5 protein-coding genes are annotated in these 15,774 nt (G+C 72.5%); 2 read left to right on the top strand and 3 right to left on the bottom strand.

Annotation, left to right across the window (positions count from 1 at the left end; all coding sequences use genetic code 11):
- The first annotated feature begins 5 nt into the window (after positions 1–5).
- Both ACR68M_RS31180 and ACR68M_RS31175 read left to right on the top strand, forming a co-directional pair.
- Entirely contained in the window at positions 6–1,196 is a 1,191-nt protein-coding gene (locus ACR68M_RS31180; RefSeq protein ID WP_441247497.1) for a sensor histidine kinase, read from the top strand.
- Positions 1,193–1,852, top strand: coding sequence for a response regulator (locus ACR68M_RS31175; RefSeq protein ID WP_441247496.1), 660 nt, complete (start codon positions 1,193–1,195; stop codon positions 1,850–1,852). The genes ACR68M_RS31180 and ACR68M_RS31175 overlap by 4 nt, the downstream gene beginning before the upstream one ends.
- A 66-nt stretch (positions 1,853–1,918) precedes the next feature.
- On the opposite strand, the gene ACR68M_RS31170 is transcribed toward ACR68M_RS31175, so the two are convergent.
- The 3 genes from ACR68M_RS31170 to ACR68M_RS31160 form a co-directional block, all read right to left on the bottom strand.
- A complete protein-coding gene (locus ACR68M_RS31170; protein WP_441247495.1) occupies positions 1,919–2,119 on the bottom strand; it encodes an antitoxin in 201 nt (66 codons plus the stop codon).
- 79 nt (positions 2,120–2,198) lie between these two features.
- Positions 2,199–3,029 carry a class I SAM-dependent methyltransferase gene (locus ACR68M_RS31165; RefSeq protein ID WP_441247494.1) on the bottom strand — a complete coding sequence of 277 codons (831 nt, stop codon included), beginning with the start codon at positions 3,027–3,029 and terminating at the stop codon, positions 2,199–2,201.
- 44 nt (positions 3,030–3,073) lie between these two features.
- On the bottom strand, positions 3,074–15,670 hold the full coding sequence (locus ACR68M_RS31160; protein ID WP_441247493.1) for an amino acid adenylation domain-containing protein: 12,597 nt from the start codon (positions 15,668–15,670) through the stop codon (positions 3,074–3,076).
- Positions 15,671–15,774: the final 104 nt, after the last annotated feature.

Raw genomic sequence — 15,774 nt, 5'->3', positions numbered from 1 at the left:
ACGAAGTGCCGCAGGCCCGCCTCCCCGCCGCCGACCCCGATGCGCGCTGGCTCGGCGCCGTCATGCACGGCGCCTTCCTGCTGCTGCTCGCCGCCTCGCTCACCCGCTTCCTCGCCCACCACTCCGGCGCCGCCCGGGAGCCCTGGGTGATCGGCCTCGGCCTCGCCCTGGCCGCCGCGCAGCTGGCCCCGGCTCGCGGCCGGCTGGCCACCCGGCCGGGCCGGCTCGCCCGGCTGGCCGTGGTGACGGTGCTCTGGGTGGTGCTGGTGCTCCTCGCGCCGAGCTTCGCCTGGTGCGCGGTGCCGCTGATCTACACGGCACTGCGCACGGTGCCCGCGCGGGCCGCCATCCCGCTGGTGGCGGCGCTCACCGCGCTGGTGGTGAGCGCCGAGATCCGGCTCTCGGGCGGACTCGACCCCAATCTGGTACTGCTGCCGCCCGCCGTGGCGGGCCTGGCCATCGCCGTCTTCCTGCACATGGAGCGGCAGGCCGGGCGCCAGCGCGCGCTGATCGACGACCTGCGCCGCACCCGCCGCGAGCTCGCCGCGACGGAGCGCCGCGAGGGCACGCTGGCGGAGCGCGAGCGGCTCGCCGTCGAGATCCACGACACCCTGGCGCAGGGCCTCTCCAGCCAGCAGATGCTGTTGCAGGCCGCCGACCGCACCTGGGAGCGCGATCCGGAGACCGCCCGCGCGCACATGCGGACGGCCGCCGGGGTGGCTGCCCGCAACCTCGCCGAGGCCCGCCGCTTCGTCCACGACCTCGCCCCCGTCGAGCTGGCCGACGGCGGCACCCTCGACCAGGCCCTGCGGGCCGTCGCCGACCGCGAGTCGGCCGAGAGCGGCCTGCCCGTCCGCCTGCACCTCGACGGCACCCCCGTCCCGCTGCCGAGCGCCACCCAGGCCGCACTGCTGCGGATCGCCCAGGGCGCGCTGGCCAACATCCGCGAGCACGCCGACGCCTCGGCCGCCGCCCTCACGCTCTCCTACCTCGGCGACCAGGTCGTCCTGGACATCGCCGACGACGGTACGGGCTTCGCCCCCGGCGAACCGGCCGGCTCTGCCACTCATAGGCGCGGGCACGGACTGGCCGCGATGCGGGCCCGGCTGCGGCAGCTCGGCGGCCACCTGACCGTCGAGTCCGCACCCGGCGAGGGCACCGTGATCTCCGCCGCCGTCCCCCTGGAGCACCAGTGACCGCCGGACCGTCCCCCGCGCCCGCGCCCGCGCCCGTCCGCATCCTGGTCTGCGACGACCACGCCGTCGTCCGGGCCGGGCTGCTCGCCCTGCTGGCGAGTGCCGAGAACATCGAGGTGGTCGGCGAGGCGAGCAGCGGCGAGGAGGCCGTCGCGCTGGCGGCGCGGCTGCAGCCGCAGGTGGTGCTGATGGATCTCCAGCTCGGCCCCGGGATCGACGGCGTCGCGGCGACCGGGCGGATCGTCGCGGAGTCCGGCGGCGGGGTGCACGTCCTGGTGCTGACCACCTACGACACCGACACCGACGTGACCCGGGCGATCGCCGCCGGGGCCACCGGCTACCTCCTGAAGGCGGAGCGGCCGGAGGAGCTGTTCGCCGCCATCCACGCGGCCGCGCAGGGCCGCAGCACCCTCTCGCCGCCGATCGCCAGCCGGGTGATGGCCCAGCTCAGATCGCCCGCACCGCAGCTCACCGACCGCGAGCAGGACATCCTCGTCCAGCTCGGCCAGGGCCTGGGCAACCGGGAGATCGCCCGCGCGCTCTTCATCAGCGAGGCGACCGTCAAGACCCACCTGAGCCGGATCTACGACAAGCTCGGCGTCGACACCCGCACCGGCGCGGTGGCCGTCGCCAAGGAGCGCCGCCTGTTGCGCTGAGCCCCGTCCGAAGGCGTGCGGAAGCCCCCGCGAGGACACTCACGGGGGCTTCCGGGGGCCTGCGAATCAGTTGGCCGGTGGCTGGGCCTCGTCGGGGGGCGCCTGGGTGCCGAGCTGCTCGTTCATCTTCTGCTGGGCCGTGTCGACCTGGCCGCTGTACTTGCCGTCGGTCTTGGCGTCGATCGTGTCACCGGCCTTTTCGACTCCCTCGCGGGCGACGTCCTCGTGGCCCTTCATCATGCCTTTGAGCTTGTCCAACATCGACATGGGTCGTCCTCCCTGTCCGGGCTTCAGACCTCCAGCATCTCCGTGGCCGCCGGTTTCCGCATCCGCAGGCCGATCCGGGTCAGCGCTTCTTCCAGACCGTCACGTGCGCCTCGAAGTAGTCGTACTCGCGCGGGTTCTGCCGCAGCACTCCGGGCTGGTCCGCCTCCTCGACCAGGTCGAAGTGGGCCGACAGCAGGTGCTTCAGCGCCTGCTCGCTCGGGATGCGGTCCTGCGCGGAGCCCAGCCAGACGCCCGGGTGGCTGAACTCCGGGTACCAGGACCACGGGCAGGCGATCATCAGCAGACCGCCGGCCGCGAGCACGTCGGTGGAGGTCGAGAACTGCTCCAGGCAGGCGACCGGGTCGTCCACCCGGTCCAGGACGTTGGAGAGCAGCACGGCGTCGTACCCGCCCTCGCTACCACGAAGCGCGTTGGCGTCACCGACCTCGAACTCGACGGTCGCCCTGCCGTCGGGGGCGGGCAGGTTGAGCTCGATGTCCCGGGTGAACGGGCCGAGTTCGGCGATGCTGAAGCGGCCGCAGCCGCTGCGGGTCAGGGTCTGGGCGATCTCGACCGAGCGCGGGCTGATGTCGATGCCGAGGACGAGCTCCTCCACCCACTCGCTGAGCGCGTGCGACACCCCGCCGACGTTGCAGCCGACGTCCAGCATCCGGCGCACCCGGGTGCCGCTCGCCGCCGCGCTGGCCTCCAGCATCTGCGCGAGCCGGACGGGGAAGCCGTGGGCCGGGGCCAGCGGGTGCTGCGGGCGGTCGAAGACGTCCTTCAGCTCGCCGTAGTGCATCAGCAGGTAGCGGGAGATCTCCCGGGATTTGTCGTAGAGCGTGTCGGAGCGGTCCTCCCCGAACAGCTCGTCGCTCTTGAGAAGGACAGGCGTAGCCGTAACCGTCATGTCGTCACTCCAGTGATAGTAGCGATGGCTGAACTCGGGTTCTTTCAGCGGGCCTTGGGACGAAGCTTGGGTCGTGCACGCCGGCCGGACGCCAGATTCGGCGCCAGTCCGGCCACGGTCGGGGCCTCGAAAACCGTGCGTACGGTCACCTCGACGCCGAGACTGACGCGGATGCGGTTGACCAGGCGGGTCGCGAGGAGGGAGTGGCCGCCGAGGTCGAAGAAGCTGTCGTCGATGCCGACTTCGGGCAGGCCGAGCACCTCGGCGAAGAGCGCGCAGAGCGCTTCCTCCTGCGGGTTGCGCGGGGCACGGCCGGTGGAGACGGCTGCGTAGTCGGGCGCGGGCAGGGCCTCCCGGTCGAGCTTGCCGTTGATCGTCAGCGGCAGGGCCTCCAGGACGGCGAAGGCGGAGGGGACCATGTAGTCGGGCAGACGGTCGGAAAGATAGCTGACGACCGTGTCGACGTCCAGCTCGGCGCCGGGTTCGGGGACGAGGTAGCCGACCAGGCGCTTGTCACCCGGACGGTCCTCCCGGACGATGACCGCCGCCTGACCGACACCCGGCACAGCCGCCAACACGGCCTCCACCTCACCCAGTTCGATCCGGAAACCACGGATCTTCACCTGGCCGTCACCACGCCCCGCGAAGAGCAGCTCACCGCCCGGCGTCCAGCGCACCGTGTCACCGGTGCGGTACATCCGCTCCCCCGGACCACCGAACGGATCCGCAACAAACCGCTCCGCCGTCAACCCCGCCCGACCCACATACCCCCGCGCAAGACCCGACCCGGAGATGTACAACTCCCCCGCCACACCCGGCGCAACCGGCCGCAACCGCTCGTCCAGGACCAACAGCCGCGTCCCCTCCATCGCACTGCCGAGCGGCACCAGAGCACCCAGCTCGTCACCGGCACGCCAACCATGCTCCGTCACACACAGCGTCGCCTCCGTCGGACCGTACGTCGTCCGCACAATCGTCGACGGCGCAGCCTCCAGCACCCGAGCCACAGCATGCGCCGAGATCACATCACCACCGGTCGTCACCTCCACCAGATGAGCGAACGCCCCCGGATCATCCTCCGCGATCACCCGGAACAGACCCGCCGTCACACTCAGATGAGTCACCGACCCGAGCCCACGCAGCACACCCGCATCCAGCTCACCCGCCGGCGCCACCACCACCCGCCCACCCGAGAGCAGCGCCGCCCAGATCTCGTACGTCGAACCGTCGAACGCATGCGGCGCATGGAACAACACCGACGACCCCGGACCCACACCCCAACTGCCGTCCTGTGCAAGGTCGATCACACCCTGCTGAGTGACACCGATACCCTTCGGCTCACCCGTCGACCCGGACGTGAACATCACATACGCCAACTCGCCAGGATCCACCATCGGCCACTCGACCGGCTCACCCACAGCCTTCGCCGACACCACCCGGCGGCCGCTCAACACCTCGTGCCCGGCCCACGTCCCGTCCGCGACCACCAGCGCAGCGTCACCCAGCACCGCCGCCATCCGCGCCACCGGATACCGCGTGTGCACCGGCAGATACGCACCACCCGCACGCAACACCGCCAACAACGCCACCACCACATCGGCAGAGCGCTCCATCAACACCGGCACGAGAGTTTCGCGCCCCACCCCGGCAGCCACCAACGCACCCGCCAGCGCATCAACTCGCTCCGACAACCCCCGGTAGCTCAGCGACAGTTCACCCGCAGACACCGCCACCGCGTCAGGCGACTCCGCCACCCGCGCGTCGAACACCGACAGCAGACCACCGAGCGCAGCAGGCACCACCGAACCACACCCCTGCGCCACCAACTCCGCACACTCCTCCGCCGACACCACCTCCAGCGAGCTGAGCGGGAGTTCAGCGGTCTCGGTGACCTGGGCGAGGAGGCGGAGCAAGCGGCCGCCGAGGGTCTCGGCCGTGCTGCGGTCGAAGAGGTCGTCCGCGTAGCCGACCACCAGGGCCAGGCTGCCGTCGAGGTTCTCGGCGAAGCCGAACTCCAGGTCGAACTTGGCCGCGTCGAGGACGGCCGCACCGGCCCTGGTCGTCAGGCCGGGGAGGGCGAGGGCCGTGTCGTCGCCGGTCTCCCAGGCCACGGCGACCTGGAAGAGCGGGTGACGGGCGAGCGAGCGGCTGGGCTGGAGCTCCTCGATCAGGCGGTCGAAGGGGAGGTCCTGGCGCTCGAACGCTGCCAGGTCGGCCGTGCGGACGCGGGCCAGCAGCTCCGCGAAGGACGGGTCTCCGGCGGTGTCGATGCGCAGCACCAGCGTGTTGACGAAGAAGCCCACCAGGTCGGAGAGGGCGTCGTCGGCGCGGCCGGCGACCACCGTGCCGAGGGGGATGTCCGTACCGGCGCCTAGCCTGGTCAGCAGAGCCGCCACTGCGGCCTGGGCGACCATGAAGACCGTCACGTCGTTCGTCCGGGCCAGTTCGCGCAGCCCGCCCGCGATCTCGGTCTCCACCGGCAGCTGGATGCGGCCGCCCCGGTAGGAGGCGCGCAGCGGGCGCGGCCGGTCGGCGGGGAGCGCCAGCTCCTCCGGGGCGCCAGCCAGGGTCTTGCTCCAGTGGGCGAGTTGGCGACCGAGTTCACTGTCGGGCTCGCCGACCGCGTCGAGCAGGTCGCGCTGCCAGAGCGCGTAGTCGGTGTACTGCACGGGCAGCGGCTCCCAGGCCGGTGCGGCACCGCCGAGCCGGGCTTCGTACGCCGCCGCGAGGTCGGCCGCGAACGGGCCCATCGACCAGCCGTCGGTGGCGATGTGGTGCATCACCAGGACGAGGGTGGTCTCTTCGGCTCCGGAGTCGACCAACTCGGCGTAGAGCGGGAGATCGGCCTCCAGGTCGAAGACGTGGCCGCAGGCGGCGGCGATCGCCGCCTCGGCGTCCACCGGCTCGCAGCGGGTCTCCGTCAGACCGATCACGGCCTGGTCGGCCGGGACGACGATCTGGCCCGGCGTGCCGTCGCTCTCCGCGAAGACCGTCCGCAGCGCCTCGTGCCGCCCGACCACGTCGCCGAGGGCGGCTGCCAGTGCTTCACGGTCGACGGCGCCCCGGAGGTGGGTCACCACCGGCACGTTGTACGTGGCGCTCGGGCCGTCCAGGCGGTACATGAACCACAGCCGACGCTGCGCCGAGGACAACGGCACCACAGCCGGACGAGACGTCACTGCCACCACTCCCATTCGAGCACCACGGGCGGCCGCTGCGATGCGCGGCACCAGGCCGGCCACCGTCGGGGCCTCGAACACGGATCGGACCGTCAACTCCGCGCCCAGCACGGCCCGTACCCGGTTGACCAGCTTCGTCGCGAGCAGCGAGTGGCCGCCGAGGTCGAAGAAGCTGTCGTCGATGCCGACCTCGGGTGCACCGAGCAGTCCGGCGAACAGTCCGCAGAGGATCTCCTCCTGCGGGGTGCGCGGCGCGCGCCGCACGGCGGAGGAGGCGTAGTCGGGTGCGGGGAGCGCTGCCCGGTCCAACTTGCCGTTGACGGTGAGCGGGAGGGACTCCAGCGTCGCAAAGGCCGCGGGTACGAGATAGTCCGGCAGCCGGTCGGCGAGGCCCGCGCGGAGGGCGGGAAGATCGAGCTGCGCGCCGGGCTCGGGCACCAGATAGGCGACCAGCTGGCGGTCACCCGGACGGTCCTCGCGGACCACGACGGCGACCTGGCGGACGCCCTCGGCCGGGGCCAACGCTGTCTCGATCTCGCCGAGTTCGATCCGGAAGCCCCGGATCTTGACCTGGTCGTCGGCCCGGCCCTGGTAGCTGAGCCGTCCGTCGGCCGTCCAGCGGACGACGTCGCCGGTGCGGTACATCCGCTCGCCGGGGGCGCCGTACGGGTTGGCGGTGAAACGGCTCGCGGTGAGGCCCGTTCGGCCGAGGTAGCCGCGTGCCAGGCCGCTGCCCGCGAGGTACAACTCCCCTGCGACGCCCGGAGGTACCGGGTTGAGCGAGTCGTCGAGGACATAGGCCCGGGTGCCGGCGATCGGGACGCCGATGGTGACCGGCTCGCCCGGGGTGAGGAAGGTGCCGGTCGAGCAGACGGTGACCTCGGTCGGGCCGTACAGGTTGACCAGCCGATGGTCCACCGACCAGAGATCGACCAGCGCGTCCGGGCAGGCTTCACCGGCCGTGATGATGACGGCGCCCTTCGGCAGGGCGTGTTCGGGCAGCGCCCCGAGCAGTGACGGCGGCACCGTCACGTGCGTCACCCCGGCCACCATCGGTTCGTCCGGGCCCGCCACCGGGAGTGCCACCGGGTCGCCGATCCGGAGCACGGCGCCTGCCAGCAGCGCCATCAGGATCTCCGCCACCGAGGAGTCGAAGCCGATCGAGGCGAGCTGGAGGACCCGGCTCCCCGGGCCGACCCCGAGCGCGTCGATGTGCGAACTCACCAGGCGTGACAGGCCGGTGTGCGGGACGGCGGTGCCCTTGGGGGTGCCGGTGGAGCCGGAGGTGTAGATCAGGTAGCAGGTGTTGCCGTGGTGGATGCGGGCGTCGGGCGCGGTGTCGGGGTGTGCGGTGAGGTCGAGGTCGCCGGCGGTGTCGTCGAGGGTCAGCAGCGGCACCGTGTCGGCGATCATGAACGCCTTGCGGGCGGCGGGGTAGGCCGGGTCGACCGGGAAGTAGACGCCGCCCGCCTTCAGCACGGCCAGCAGGGCGGTGACCAGCCCGGTGCCGCGGGCCATCGACACCGCGACCGGTATCTCCGGGCCGACGCCGCACGCGACGAGGTGATGGGCCAGGCGGTTGGCGCGGGCGTCGAGCTGCGCGTAGGTGAGGCTCTCGCCGTCGTGCTCGACCGCCGTCGCGGCGGGGTCGCGGGCCACCTGCTGGGCGAACAGCGCGCCGAAGGTGGCCGGTTCGACGTCCGGGCCGCTGCTCCAGGCGCCGAGGAGCTGCCGCTCGTCGCCCGAGAGGATCTCCAGCCCGCTCAGCCGTACCTGCGCCGAGGCACCGACCTGGGAGAGGACCCGGACCAGGCGCTCGCCCAGCAACTGGACCGTCGGGGCGTCGAACAGGTCGTCCGCGTACCCGATCCGCAGGCGCAGCCCGGTCGAGTCCTCGGCGAACTCGAAATCGAGATCGAACTTGGCCGCGCCGAGCGAGACGGCCTCGTGCTGGTGCTCGCAGACCGCACCGGGAAGGTCCAGGGGCGGCAGCGAGCCGCTCTGCCAGGCCAGGGCGATCTGGAAGAGGGGGTGGCGGGCGAGCGAGCGGGTGGGGTGCAGCTCCTCGACGAGGCGGTCGAAGGGCAGCGCCTGGTGCTCGAACGCGGCGAGATCCGCCTCCCGCACCCGCCCGAGCAGCTCGGCGAAAGCCGGGTCACCACTGGTGTCCGTCCGCAGCACCACCGTGTTGACGAAGAAGCCGATCAGGTCGGTGAGTGCGTCGTCGTCGCGGCCGGCCACCGGTGTGCCGAGGGGGATGTCCGTGCCCGCGCCGAGGCGGGTCAACAGGGCCGCGACGGCTGCCTGGGCGACCATGAACGAGGTCACGTCGTGGGCGCGGGCCAGCTCGCGCAGGCCCTCGGCCGTGGCGGTGTCGACCGGGATGTCCACCCGGCCACCCCGGTACGAGGCCTGCGCCGGGCGCGGGCGATCCGTCGGCAGTACCAGCTCCTCCGGTGCACCGGCGAGAGCGCGGCGCCAGTACGCCAACTCCCCCTCGGTGTCCTGGCCCTGCTGCCAGAGCGCATAGTCGGCGTACTGCACCGGCAGCGGCTCCCACACCGGCGCGTTGCCGCCCAGCCGGGCCGCGTACGCAGCCGACAGGTCCGCCATGAACGGCACCATCGACCAGCCGTCGGTCGCGATGTGGTGCGTCACCACCACCAACGTATCCCCGACGACCTCCGCCCGGATCGGCAACTCCGCTGCCAGGTCGAAGAGATGACCACACGCCGCCGCGACGCTCACACCCTCGAAGACCGGCAGCGGCCCCGCCGGACGGACCAGCTGCACCGGCTCGCCGTCCACCTCGGCGAACACCGTCCGCAGCACCTCGTGCCGGCCCACCACATCACCCAGCGCCGCCGACAGCACCTCACGGTCCAACGCACCCCGCACCCGCACCACCACCGGCACGTTGTACGTCGTACTCGGCCCGTCCAAGCGGTACATGAACCACAGCCGCCGCTGCGCCGCCGACAACGGCACCACCACCGGACGCGGCACCACCGGCACCACACCGGATCGTCCCGTGTCGGAGCTCTCCTGTGCGAGCAGGACGAGTTGGGCGACGGTCGGGGCCTCGAAGACGGCCCGGACGATCAACTCCGCCCCCATCACCGCCCGGACCCGGTTGACCAGGCGGGTCGCGAGCAGGGAGTGGCCGCCGAGTTCGAAGAAGCTGTCGTCGATGCCGACTTCGGGCAGGCCGAGCACCTCGGCGAAGAGCGCGCAGAGCGCTTCTTCCTTCGGGTTGCGCGGGGCACGCCCGGTGGAGGCCACGGAGTAGTCGGGCGCGGGCAGGGCCTCCCGGTCGAGCTTGCCGTTGATCGTCAGCGGCAGGGCCTCCAGCGCCGCGAAGGCGGAGGGGACCATGTAGTCGGGCAGACGGTCGGAGAGATAGCTGACGACCGTGTCGACGTCCAGCATCGCACCAGCCTCGGGGACGAGGTAGCCGACCAGGCGCTTGTCGCCCGGACGGTCCTCCCGGACGATGACGGCCGCCTGGCCGATACCCGGCACGGCCGCCAACACGGCTTCCACCTCGCCGAGTTCGATCCGGAAGCCCCGGATCTTGACCTGGCCGTCGCCGCGCCCGGCGAAGAGCAGCTCACCGCCCGGCGTCCAGCGGACGGTGTCACCGGTGCGGTACATCCGCTCCCCCGGGCCGCCGTACGGATCCGCGACGAACCGCTCCGCCGTCAACCCCGCCCGACCCACATACCCCCGCGCGAGACCCGAACCGGAGATGTACAACTCCCCCGCCACACCCGGCGCAACAGGCCGCAACCGCTCGTCCAGGACCAGCAACCGCGTCCCCTCCATCGCACTGCCGAGCGGCACCAGAGCACCCAGCTCGTCACCGGCCCGCCAGCCGTGCTCCGTCACACACAGCGTCGCCTCCGTCGGCCCGTACGTCGTCCGCACAACCAGGCCCGGCGCAGCCTCAAGCGCCCGGGTGACCGCATGGGCGGAGATCACGTCACCACCCGTGGTGACCTCAGCCAGACCGGCCAGCGCAGCCGGGTCGTCCTCGGCGATCACCCGAAACAGGCCTGCCGTCACGCTCAGATGGGTCACCCCGCGCACAGTGACCAGGCGGCGTACGCCGGCGGCGTCCAACTCACCCGGAGGGCCGACGACGATTCGTCCGCCCGAGAGCAGCGCCGCCCAGATCTCGTACGTCGACCCGTCGAACGCGTGCGGCGACTGGAAGAGGACGGAGCAGCCCGGACCGACGCCCCAACTGGCGTCCTGTGCGAGGTCGATCACGCCCTGCTGGGTGATGCCGATGCCCTTCGGCTCACCCGTCGACCCGGACGTGAACATCACGTACGCCAACTCGGCAGGATCGACCACCGGCCACTCGACGGGCTCACCCACGGCCTTCGCGGACACCACCCGGTGGCCGTTCAGCACCTCGTGCCCGGCCCAGGTCTCGTCAGCGATCACCAACGGAGCACCAGCGAGCACCACCGCCATCCGCGCCACCGGATACCGCGTGTGCACCGGCAGATAGGCACCACCCGCCCGCAGCACCGCCAGCAGCGCCACCACCACATCGGCAGAGCGCTCCATCAACACCGGCACGAGAGTTTCGCGCCCCACCCCGGCAGCCACCAACGCACCCGCCAGGGCGTCAACCCGGCCCGACAACTCCCGGTAGCTCAGAGAGAGTTCACCCGCCGAAAGAGCCACCGCGTCAGGAGCCTCCGCCACCCGCGCGTCGAACACCGACAGCAGACCGCCGAGTGCAGCAGGCACCACCGAACCACACCCCCACGCCACCAGCTCCGCACACTCCTCCGCCGACACCACCTCGACCTCGGAGAGCCGCAGCCCGGCCGACAGCTGACCCAGCACCCGCACCAGCCGCTCACCGAGCAGCGCCGCCGAACCACGGTCGAAGAGGTCGTCCGCGTACTCGACCTGGAGGCTCAGCCCCTGCTCGGGGCGTTCGACGAACTCGAAGTCGAGGTCGAACTTGGCCACGTCAAGGGCGATCGCACCGGGGCTGCACTCCACCCCGGGCAGCCGCAGCTCAGGGCCCGCGCCGCTCTGCCAGCCGATGGCCACCTGGAAGAGCGGGTGGCGAGCCAGCGACCGCGCCGGCTGAAGGTCCTCGACCAGCCGGTCGAAGGGCAGCTCCTGGTGCGCGAACGCGGCCAGGTCAGCAGCCCGCACTCGGGCCAGCAGCTCCCCGATCGTCGGGTCACCAGCGGTGTCCGTCCGCAGCACCACGGTGTTGACGAAGAAGCCAACCAGCTCGGACAGCGCCTCGTCACCACGACCGGCCACCACCGTCCCGAGCGGCAGATCCGTCCCGGCACCGAGCCTGGTCAGCAAAGCCGCAACCGCAGCCTGCCCCACCATGAACGGCGTCACGTCATGAAGACGCGCCAGCTCCCGTACCCTGTCGGCCGTCTCGGCGTCCAGCGCGAGCTCGATCCGGCCACCCCGGTAGGACGCGCGCATCGGGCGCGGACGGTCCGTCGGGAGCGACAGCTCCTCGGGCAGGCCTGCGAGCGTGTCCCGCCAGTGGGCCGACTCCCCCTCAGTGTCCTGGTCCTGCTGCCAGAGGGCGTAGTCGGCGTACTGCACCGGCAGCGGCTCCCACACCGGCGCACCGCCGCCCAACCGCGCCGCGTACGCAGCCGACAGGTCGGCCGTGAACGGGGCCATCGACCAGCCGTCGGTGGCGATGTGGTGCATCACCACGACCAGGACGGAAGCCTCGGTGCCGGAGTCGATCAACTCGGCGTGGAGCGGGAGATCGGTCTCCAGGTCGAAGACGTGGCCGCACGCGGCGGCGACGGCGGCCTCGACGTCGGCCTGTGCGCAGCGGGTCAGCCGCACGGGCACCCGGGCCTGGTCCGCCGGGATCACGCGCTGGACGGGCTCGCTGTCGATCTCCCCGTACACCGTGCGGAGCGACTCGTGGCGGCCCGTCACGTCGGTGAGGGCGGCTGCGAGCGCGTCGGTGTCGAGCGCGCCCCGGATGTGGGTCACGAGCGGGGCGTTGTAGGTGGCGCTGGGGCCGTTCAGGCGGTGCAGGAACCAGAGGCGGCGCTGCGCCGAGGAGAGCGGCAGCTGCTCCGGGCGTGGCTGGACGGCCACCACGGGTGTGCGGGAGGCGCGGGCGTCGGCGAGGCGGGCGGCCAGGCCGGCGACGGTCGGGGCCTCGAAGAGGGTGCGCAGGTCGATGTCGACGGCGAAGGCCGTGCGGATGGAGTTGACCAGGCGGGTGGCGAGCAGGGAGTGCCCGCCGAGGTCGAAGAAGCTGTCGTCGATGCCGACCTGGGCTGCTCCGAGCAGCTCGCCGAAGAGGCCGCAGAGGATCTCCTCCTGCGGCGTGCGCGGGGTGCGGGAGCCGGCCGCGAGGGCGTAGTCGGGGGCAGGCAGCCGGGCGCGGTCCAGCTTGGCGTTGGGCGTCATCGGGATGGCGTCGAGCGCGACGAACGCCGACGGAGCCATGTACTCGGGGAGGCGGTCGGCGAGCGCCGTGCGCAGGGCGGCGGCCTCGACCTCGGTACGGGCCTCGGGGACGAGGTAGGCGACCAGGCGCTTGTCGCCGGGCTGGTCCTCGCGGACCACGACGGCGACCTGCCGGATGCCCGGGAGGGCGGCCAACGCGGCCTCCACCTCGCCGAGTTCGATCCGGAAGCCACGGATCTTGACCTGGTCGTCGGCCCGGCCGGCGAAGATCAGCCGGCCGTCGGGCGTCCAGCGCACCACGTCGCCCGTCCGGTACATCCGCTCGCCGGGCGCGCCGAAGGGGTTGGCGGTGAACCGGCTCGCGGTCAGGTCGGGCCGGGCGACGTAGCCGCGCGCCAACCCGATGCCGGCGACGTAGAGTTCGCCGGCGACTCCGGGGACGACGGGCCGCAGGGCCTCGTCCAGGACGTAGACCTGGGTGGCGGCGACCGGGCCGCCGATGCTGACGGGCTCGCCCGGCCTCAGGAAGGTGCCGGTGGCGCAGACGGTGGTCTCCGTCGGGCCGTAGGAGTTGACCAGGGTGTGATGGGCGGTCCAGTTCTCCACCAGGCCGTCCGGGCAGGCCTCGCTCGCGGTGATGATGACGGCGCCGTGCGGCAGCGCGTCGGCCGGGAGGGCGGCCAACAGCGAGGGCGTCACCGTGACATGGGTGACCCCGGCGGCGCGGGTGGCGCCGGTGAGCAGCTCCTCCGGGTCGCCGACGACGAGCGTGCCACCGGTGAGCAGGGCCATGGCCATCTCCCAGACCGACCCGTCGAAGCCGATCGAGGCGAGCTGGAGCACCCGGTTGCCGGGGCCGCGCACGTAGTCGCCGTGGCGGCGGGCCATCCTGGCTATGCCGGTGTGGGCGACACAGACGCCCTTGGGCACGCCGGTGGAGCCGGAGGTGTAGATGACGTAGCAGGTGTTGGCGGTGCGCAGCGGGCTCAGCCGGTCGGCGTCGGTGACGGGGGCCGGGGAGTGGTCGTCGAGCGCGATGTCGGCGAGCAGCGTCGCCTCGGCGGTGAGACCGTCGAGGTGGGCCGGGTCGTCGATCAGCATCACGCCGGGCCGGGTGTTGTCGAGCATGAACTGCCGCCGGGCGGGCGGGTAGGCCGGGTCGACCGGGAAGTAGGCGCCACCGGCCTTGTTGGCCGCGAGCTGGGCGACCACCAGGTCGGAGCTGCGCCGCATCGAGACGGCGACGGGCACGTCGGGGCCGACGCCGCGCCCGATCAGGTAGCGGGCCAGCCGGTTGGCCTGCTCGTCGAGTTGACTGTACGTCAGCTTGTCTTCGCCGTGTTCGACGGCGAGGGTGTCGGGTGCTGCGGCGGCCCAGGCTTCGAACAGCTCGGGCCAGGTGCGGGGTTCGGCCTCGGCGGTGGCGTTCCAGGCGCCGAGGACGCGCTCCCGCTCGGGCTCCGACATCAGCTCGACGGCGCTGAGCCTGGCCTGCGGGTCGGCGGCGGCCCGGGTGAGCAGCCGGGCGAGCCGCCCGGTGAGGGCCTCGGCCGTCCCGTGGTCGAACAGGTCGGTGGCGTAGGTGACCTTGAGGTCGAGCTGCCCGCCGCGCTCCTTGAGCACCACCAGCAGGTCGAACTGGGAGGTCTCGACGGGTGCGGCGAGCAGTTCGGTGCACAGCCCCTCTGCGTGCAGCGGCGCGAACTCCTCCTCGACGCCGAACGCGACCTGGTAGAGCGGGTTGCGGGAGAGCGAACGGACGGGCTGGAGCTCCTCGACGAGCAGGTCGAAGGGGAGGTCCTGGTGGTCCATCGCCGCGAGGGCGTCGGTGCGGACGCGGGCGAGCAGACCGGCGAAGGTCGGGTCGCCGGAGGTGTCGGTGCGCAGGACCAGGGTGTTGACGAAGAAGCCGACCAGCTCCGAGAGCGCCTCGTCGGCGCGGCCGGAGACGACGGTGCCGAGGGGGATGTCGGTGCCGGCGCCGAGCCGGGTGAGCAGGGCGGCTACGGCGGCCTGGGCGACCATGAAGACGGTGGCGTTCTGCTCGGCCGCCAGCTCGCGCAGGGCCAGGGTGGTGTCCGCGCCGAGGGGGTGGCTGACCTGCCCGCCCCGGTAGGAGGAGCGGACGGGGCGCGGGCGGTCGGCGGGGAGCACCAGCTCCTCGGGCAGGGCGGCCAGCTTCTCGCGCCAGTAGCCGAGTTGGCGGTCGAGCTCGGCGCTGCCGAGCTGCTCGCGCTGCCAGAGGGCGTAGTCGGCGTACTGCACGGGCAGCGGCTGCCACTGCGGGGCCCGGCCCTGGGCACGGGCGGCGTACGCGGCCGAGAGGTCGGCCGCCAGCGGGGCCATCGACCAGCCGTCGGTGGCGATGTGGTGCATGACCAGGACCAGGACGGCTTCGTCCGGGCCCTGGTGGAGCAGCTCGGCGTGCAGCGGCAGGTCGGTGGCGAGGTCGAAGGTGTGCCCGCAGGCGGCGGCGATCGCGGCGGCGGGGTCGGCCGGGTGGCTGACGTGCAGCGGCAGCCCGGCCTGATCGACCGGGAGGATGCGCTGCACCGGCTCGCCGTCCTGCTCGGCGAGGACGGTGCGCAGGGCCTCGTGCCGGGCGAGCAGGTCACCGAGGGCGGCCGTGAGCGCCGGGACGTCGAGCGGGCCAGCGAGGCGGGTCACCACCGGGACGTTGTAGGTGGCGCTCGCGCCGAGCAGCCGGTGCAGGAACCAGAGCCGGCGCTGGGCGGCGGAGGCCGGGAGGTCGGCCGGGCGGGGTGTCACCGCGGTGACCGGGGTGCGGCGGGCGGCCGGGGCGCTGCTGTCGAGCGCGGCGGCGAGCTTGGCCGGGGTGGGCGCCTCGAAGACGGTCAGGGCCGCTGCCTCCAGGCCGAGTTCGGCGCGGATGCGGTTGACCAGGCGGGTCGCCAGCAGCGAGTGGCCGCCGAAGTCGAAGAAGCTGTCGTCGGGCTCGATGCCCGGGACGCCCAGGATGTCGGAGAAGAGCTCGCAGAGCGTGGCTTCCAGGTCAGAAAAGGACACGGAGAGCCCCTCCACAGATTCGATTCCGGCCATTGCCGTCCACCTGCCAGTCTTCTTCGGAGAGCGGCTGTCACATTCAAAGGGAAGTCGCGGCACGGCGGTTG

Origin of the sequence: Kitasatospora sp. McL0602 (assembly GCF_052076145.1) — a bacterium.
Taxonomy (GTDB): Bacteria; Actinomycetota; Actinomycetes; order Streptomycetales; family Streptomycetaceae; genus Kitasatospora.
Note: the sequence above shows the minus strand (reverse complement) of the source record. Positions and strands in the feature narration are given on the sequence as shown.